Genomic DNA, 2000 nt, shown 5'->3' on the forward strand with positions numbered 1-2000 from the left:
ATCAGCCACCGAAAGCGAAACGGTCCGCCGACTCCGTCGGCGGACCGTCAAGAAAGATCGAGGTTAACCGGGCCCAGCCGACGATGCCGACGACCAACAGCTTCTGGTCCTTGTTGTCGGCGATGGCAACGCGCCACCCGCTCGGGGCTGCGGAGAAGATTGAGAAGTTCCACTCTGTCTCTGACATGACGTCGAGGGTGCCATCATGCGACGCCTGGTGACAGAGCATCGAGGGCCGTAGGCCATGGAGGTCGGGACGCTGCGATCAAAACCAGACATCCGAGGCAGAGACGTGACTCTACCTTGCGTGCTTTGTCTAGGATTTATTGGTCCCCTTGCCGAAGCTATAGAGAATGCTGGGCGCTATCAAAGTGATGAACGATTCAATTCCTCTCGTCGTGAATCTGACAGTTGTATTTGTAGCCCTGGCGGCCGGCGTCAGGCTCGGATATGTAGTTGCTGCACGCGGAACAGCGAGAGATGTCGAGGTGATGGATCGACACTTCGAAGGTAACAGGCGGATATTTGAGCGACAATACGAGCTTCAGTTTGAAGCCGATCAAAAGAGGCGTGCGCGTGAAGAAATGAAGGTCAGCTACGAGGCGCTTGGGGTCTGGCTGCACACTCTAGATCGAACTCTGGACGAGATCAACGCTGGCGCCACGACGTCACGAAAGGATGTTCGAGATAAGGCTCGCTCCCTCCTTGGGGGTAGGCCATGGGAGGTCATCAATCCCCCTGTCGACCTGGCATCGGCTGAGTTCTACTGGAGTAGCGAAACTCGAAAGCTTCTACGCAAACTCAAAAGTCCCTATGCAGGCTTTGTGTCGCGAGTCAGACTCGTGATGGACACGCTTGAGGCCGCGGAGAATGAAGGGATCGTCAATGTGGACCACGAATCCTGGGAGTATAGAAACCAACTGTACTCCATCGTCAATGAGATAAAAGATCAAGTGCGGAAGGATTTGCTGATTGACTAGCAGACCCCGACGACGGCCGGTCATCCCGTAACGTCACGACGTCGCCGTGGCATGCCAAACCGCCTTCGGGAACTGTTCACCCGGTGCGGAACTGCTTCAACATAAAGAGGCGAAGCCACGAGTAGGCGATTGACCCAACGGGTGTTATCGATGTCCATGAGAACGATGGCGTGTCCTCGATGGCGCCCGCGGACAATAGGTGGATACTGGCGATCGGCCCAGCCGAAAACTCCGTGGGCCGTCTCTTCGATTCGGTGTTCACTGCGGTCCGTCGGCATGATTTCACTAAGGAATTCAGGTATTACATTGACGCCCTCTTCCTCGCGGCGCTCAATTTTCAGAATTAGATCATGAAGCCAGGTGGTGTCGGACCCCATTCGGCCGGCTGGAATCGCACGGGTCCGTAGATGTTGAACTGATCCGCAGAGCAGCACGCCCATATCTCGTTGTTGGCCCGCGGTGCCAGAAGACACGCTTCCGATAAAGAGCGCAACGTCTTCGGGTGGCCTTCCGCTGTCTTCATGCACGGCGAGATGCGCCATGTCTAGGTCGAAATGAATCCACTGATTCGCGCGAAGGTTGAAGTCAGTGAAGGCCACGGGAGAAAAATCTCGCTCGATTCTCCGCTTCGCTTTCTCTACTAACTTGTGGGGAGCTAGAGGGTCTGATCCTCCGTCCCAGGATCTAGATCCTGAGAGGTCCAAGAGCGGAGGAACTTTCAACGTTCCCTGGACGCCTTGTTGAGAATAAGGTGGGCGGATGCCCAGGCGGCCGTAGATCTTTCGCTCTGACACATAGACCAGATCTGACACACGTCCCCCATGAGGTCATGGCGCGTCCCAAGTTGGCGCACATCGCAGCCGCGAGGTGCTTAGAGGCTGATCATAGTGAAGACGCGCTGCTGTCGTGGGCGAGATCTCCTCAGGGGGGACGGCGCTCGTTCTCTGAGCTTGTTCAGCTTTGACGGACACCATCGGTGTGGTGGTCAGGCGGCGAGTGCGGCCTCGTAGTCGGCGGGAC

3 protein-coding genes are annotated in these 2000 nt (G+C 56.5%); 1 reads left to right on the plus strand and 2 read right to left on the minus strand.

Annotated elements, in window-relative coordinates; all coding sequences use genetic code 11:
• Nucleotide 1 precedes the first annotated feature (1 nt).
• A complete protein-coding gene (locus IE294_RS46535; protein WP_189895360.1) occupies nucleotides 2-187 on the minus strand; it encodes a hypothetical protein in 186 nt (61 codons plus the stop codon).
• A gap of 166 nt (nucleotides 188-353) precedes the next feature.
• On the opposite strand from IE294_RS46535, the gene IE294_RS46540 reads away from it, so the two are divergent.
• Nucleotides 354-980 (plus strand): hypothetical protein, encoded by a 627-nt coding sequence (locus IE294_RS46540; RefSeq protein ID WP_189895361.1) that lies wholly within the window; start codon nucleotides 354-356, stop codon nucleotides 978-980.
• A 20-nt stretch (nucleotides 981-1000) separates the two neighbouring features.
• Here IE294_RS46540 and IE294_RS46545 read toward each other — a convergent pair whose 3' ends face one another.
• On the minus strand, nucleotides 1001-1792 hold the full coding sequence (locus tag IE294_RS46545) for an SAVMC3_10250 family protein (RefSeq protein ID WP_306433559.1): 792 nt from the start codon (nucleotides 1790-1792) through the stop codon (nucleotides 1001-1003).
• Between the last annotated feature and the right edge of the window lie 208 nt (nucleotides 1793-2000).

The sequence above is a fragment of the Streptomyces canarius genome, from assembly GCF_014650735.1.
Lineage (GTDB): Bacteria > Actinomycetota > Actinomycetes > Streptomycetales > Streptomycetaceae > Streptomyces > Streptomyces olivaceoviridis.

What these genes read in the sequence shown, in the direction of transcription:
- IE294_RS46535 (WP_189895360.1), bottom strand. Translation starts at nt 187, where the DNA reads ATGTCAGAGACAGAGTGGAACTTCTCAATCTTCTCCGCAGCCCCGAGC.
- IE294_RS46540 (WP_189895361.1), top strand. Translation starts at nt 354, where the DNA reads ATGCTGGGCGCTATCAAAGTGATGAACGATTCAATTCCTCTCGTCGTG.